Below are 4,132 nucleotides of genomic sequence, written 5' to 3' on the forward strand. Positions count from 1 at the left end.
CGACGATGTTCATCGCCGAGCTCGGCCTCGCCCCCTAGGCGGGGGTCGACCACCCCACCCGGCGCCCCCGGGACAATGGCCGCCCCGCCCGCCCCGGGGGGGGGGGTGCCCGGCCCGGGGGTTCTGCGGGGGCTGGGGATCGCCCCCGGGAGGGCGCGGTGAGGGTAGGTCCGCGCCTGGTCGGTCACTCCGCCGCGGTCGCGCCCATCGCGGCGCGGGCGTCGACGAACGCGGCGATGGCCCGCTCGACGTCCTCGGTGGAGTGGGCGGCGGAGAGCTGCACCCGGATCCGCGCCTGGCCGTGCGGCACGACCGGGTACGAGAAGCCGATCACGTACACGCCGCGCTCCAGCAGCAGCTCGGCGAGGCGGCCGGCCTCGGCGGCGTCGCCGATCATCACCGGGGCGATGGCGTGCTCGCCGGGCAGGATCTTGAAGCCCTCCTCGGTCATCCGGCGGCGGAACAGCTCGGTGTTGGCGGCGAGCCGCTCGCGCAGGTCGCCGGAGCTCTCCAGCAGGTCCAGCACGGTCAGCGAGGCCGCGGCGATCACCGGGGCGAGCGAGTTCGAGAACAGGTACGGGCGGGAGCGCTGGCGCAGCAGGGCGACGATCTCGCGGCGGGCCGCGACGTAGCCGCCGGAGGCGCCGCCGAGGGCCTTGCCGAGGGTGCCGGTGATGATGTCCACACGGTCCATCACGCCGTGCAGCTCGGGGGTGCCGCGGCCGGTCGGGCCGACGAAGCCCACCGCGTGCGAGTCGTCGACCATGACCATCGCGTCGTAGCGGTCGGCGAGGTCGCAGATCTCGCGCAGCGGGGCGATGTAGCCGTCCATGGAGAACACGCCGTCGGTGACGATCAGCCGGCGGCGGGCGTCCTGGGTGGCCTTGAGCTGCTGCTCCAGGTCGGCGAGGTCGCGGTTGGCGTAGCGGTGGCGGCGGGCCTTGGAGAGCCGGATGCCGTCGATGATCGAGGCGTGGTTGAGGGCGTCGGAGATGACCGCGTCGCGCTCGTCCAGCAGGGTCTCGAAGACGCCGCCGTTGGCGTCGAAGCAGGAGGAGTAGAGGATCGTGTCCTCCTGGCCGAGGAAGTGCGAGAGGCGCTCCTCCAGCTGCTTGTGCACGTCCTGGGTGCCGCAGATGAAGCGGACGGAGGCCATGCCGTAGCCCCAGCGGTCCAGGGCGTCCTTGGCGGCGGCGACGACCTTCGGGTGGTCGGCCAGGCCCAGGTAGTTGTTGGCGCAGAAGTTCAGCACCTCGCCGGGGCGGCCGCCGCCGGTGACCGTGACCTCGGCCGACTGCGGGGTGCCGATGACGCGCTCGGGCTTGAAGAGGCCGGCCTCGCGGATCTCGTCCAGGGTGGCGGCGAGGTCGTCGCGGACGTTGTCGAACACGGTGAAGACTCCTAGGTCGGGGGGTCGTGCGGGTCAGACGGTCCAGTCGAGGATGATCTTGCCGCAGTTGCCGCTCGCGGCCTCGTCGAAGGCGGCCTGGTAGTCGGCGGCGGCGTAGCGCCCGGTGATCACGGGGCTGAGGTCGAGCCCGCCCTCCAGCAGGACGGACATGGCGTACCAGGTCTCGAACATCTCGCGGCCGTAGATGCCCTTGATGGTGATCATCGAGGTGACGATCCGCGCCCAGTCGACCGGGAAGTCGTCCGCCGGCAGGCCGAGCATGGCGATCTTGCCGCCGTGCGTCATGTTGGCGATCATCGACTGCATCGCCTCGGGGCGGCCGGACATCTCCAGGCCGACGTCGAAGCCCTCGCGCAGGCCGAGCTTCTGCTGGCCCTCCTCGATGGTGTGCTGCGAGACGTCCAGGGCGAGCGAGACGCCGACCTGGCGGGCCAGCTCCAGGCGGTACGGGGAGACGTCGGTGATCATCACGTTGCGGGCGCCGGCGTGCTTGGCGACGGCAGCGGCCATGATGCCGATCGGGCCGGCGCCGGTGACCAGCACGTCCTCGCCGACCAGCGGGAAGGACAGCGCGGTGTGCACGGCGTTGCCGAACGGGTCGAAGATCGCGGCGACGTCCAGGTCGACCGGTACCCGGTGCACCCAGACGTTGGAGGCCGGCAGCGCCACGTACTCGGCGAAGGCGCCGTCGCGGTTGACGCCGAGGCCGATGGTGTTGCGGCACAGGTGGCGGCGGCCGGCCAGGCAGTTGCGGCACTTGCCGCAGACCAGGTGGCCCTCGCCGCTGACCAGGTCGCCCACTGCGACGTCGGCCACCGCGGCGCCCACCGCCGCGACCTCGCCGACGAACTCGTGGCCGATCGTCAGCGGCGTGCTGATGGTCTGCTGCGCCCAGCCGTCCCACTTGCGGATGTGCAGGTCGGTGCCGCAGATACCGGTGCGCAGCACCTTGATCAGCACATCGGCGGGGCCGATCTCCGGCATGGGGACGTCCATCAGCCAGAGCCCGGGCTCGGCCTTCTGCTTGACGAGTGCCTTCACGGCGAGCGCTCCTGACGCACGATCGACTGATGGCCCGGCGATGCAACCCCTGCCTCGCCGGGCACACTGCAATCTGCCTGGTCAGAGCCGGTGCGGTCCATCGAGGAATTCTTAACGGCGGTCGCAGCTGGGCTTCACGATCGTCCCCGAGCGGCGCCGCGAGGTCTCCGCGGGCCTGCCCAAGCCACTCGGACGGGCTACCGCGGCCGGGCCCGGGCGGGACGGAAAACCGTTGGCGCAAGGCCGGCCCGCGCGGGCACGATGATCCGCATGTTCCGCACCGCCATCGCCGAGTTCCCCGCAGCCGCGGGCGCGATGGCCGCTGCCCAGGCAGTCGCAGCCGCATTCGACGGCGCACGACGCTGACCTTCCCCGGGACGTCCCGGGACCTCGGACGGGGAAGGTCGGCCGTCCCAGAGGTCCCTCATCATGCGACGACTCCAGGAGCAGACCCCTCATGGCCAAGCAGGCCTTCGTGCGGACCAAGCCGCACCTCAACATCGGCACCATGGGCCACGTCGACCACGGCAAGACCACGCTGACCGCCGCCATCACCAAGGTGCTCGCCGAGCGCGGCGGCGGCTCGTTCGTCCCGTTCGACCGGATCGACCGCGCCCCGGAAGAGGCCGCCCGCGGTATCACCATCAACATCGCCCACGTCGAGTACGAGACGGCGACCCGCCACTACGCGCACGTCGACATGCCCGGCCACGCCGACTTCGTGAAGAACATGATCACGGGGGCGGCCCAGCTGGACGGCGCGATCCTGGTCGTCTCCGCGCAGGACGGCGTCATGCCGCAGACCTCCGAGCACGTGCTGCTCGCCCGGCAGGTCGGTGTGGAGCACGTCGTGGTCGCGCTGAACAAGGCCGACGCCGGCGACCCGGAGCTGCTCGAACTGGTCGAGCTGGAGGTCCGCGAGCTGCTGTCCGCGCACGGCTACGACGGCGAGGGCCTGCCGATCGTCCCGGTCTCCGGGCTGCGGGCGCTGGAGGGCGACCCGCGCTGGTCGGCCGCCCTGCTGGAGCTGCTGGACGCGGTCGACGCCTACGTGCCGACGCCGGTGCGCTACACCGACGCGCCGTTCCTGATGCCGGTGGAGAACGTCCTCACCATCACCGGGCGCGGCACGGTGGTGACCGGCGCCGTCGAGCGCGGCCGGGTCCGCCTGGGCGACCGGGTGGAGGTGGTCGGGTACGACGCGGAGGTGGCGTCGGTGGTCACCGGCGTGGAGACCTTCGGCCGGACGATGGAGTCGGCGGAGGCCGGCGACAACGTCGCGCTGCTGCTGCGCGGCGTGCAGCGCGGCCAGGTCCGCCGCGGGCAGGTCGTCGCGGCGGCCGGCACCGCCTCGGTGCACACCCGCTTCACCGCGCGGGTGCACCTGCTGTCGGCGGCCGAGGGCGGCCGCAGCACGCCGATCGCCACCGGCTACCGCCCGCAGTTCTACCTGCGCACCGGCGACGTGGTCGGCGACGTGCGGCTGAGCGGCGACGCCGGGGTCGCCCGGCCCGGCGAGACCGTGGAGCTGACGGTCGAGCTCGGCCGGCCCGTCCCGCTGGAGCCGGGCCTCGGCTTCGCAGTCCGCGAGGGCGGCCGGACGGTCGCCGCGGGCTCGGTGCTCGCCGTCCTGGCCTGACACCGGCCCCGCCGGGCCCGTACGGCACGGTGCCGTACCTG

Annotated in this window: 3 protein-coding genes; 1 reads left to right on the top strand and 2 read right to left on the bottom strand. The window is 72.7% G+C overall.

Annotated features, from left to right (window positions below):
- Positions 1 to 184: 184 nt before the first annotated feature.
- The gene (locus ACFV0G_RS36300; RefSeq protein WP_380557129.1) at positions 185 to 1,390 is read right to left on the bottom strand and encodes a glycine C-acetyltransferase; all 1,206 of its coding nucleotides are present in this window, start codon (positions 1,388 to 1,390) and stop codon (positions 185 to 187) included.
- 33 nt (positions 1,391 to 1,423) lie between these two features.
- The gene (gene tdh / locus ACFV0G_RS36305; protein WP_380557131.1) at positions 1,424 to 2,452 is read right to left on the bottom strand and encodes an L-threonine 3-dehydrogenase; all 1,029 of its coding nucleotides are present in this window, start codon (positions 2,450 to 2,452) and stop codon (positions 1,424 to 1,426) included.
- A 457-nt stretch (positions 2,453 to 2,909) separates the two neighbouring features.
- Here tdh and tuf point away from each other — a divergent pair, with 457 nt between their 5' ends.
- Positions 2,910 to 4,091, top strand: coding sequence for an elongation factor Tu (tuf, locus tag ACFV0G_RS36310; RefSeq protein ID WP_380557133.1), 1,182 nt, complete (start codon positions 2,910 to 2,912; stop codon positions 4,089 to 4,091).
- The last annotated feature ends 41 nt before the right edge of the window (positions 4,092 to 4,132 follow it).

This window comes from Kitasatospora sp. NPDC059571 (assembly GCF_042735675.1).
Classification (GTDB): Bacteria; Actinomycetota; Actinomycetes; order Streptomycetales; family Streptomycetaceae; genus Kitasatospora.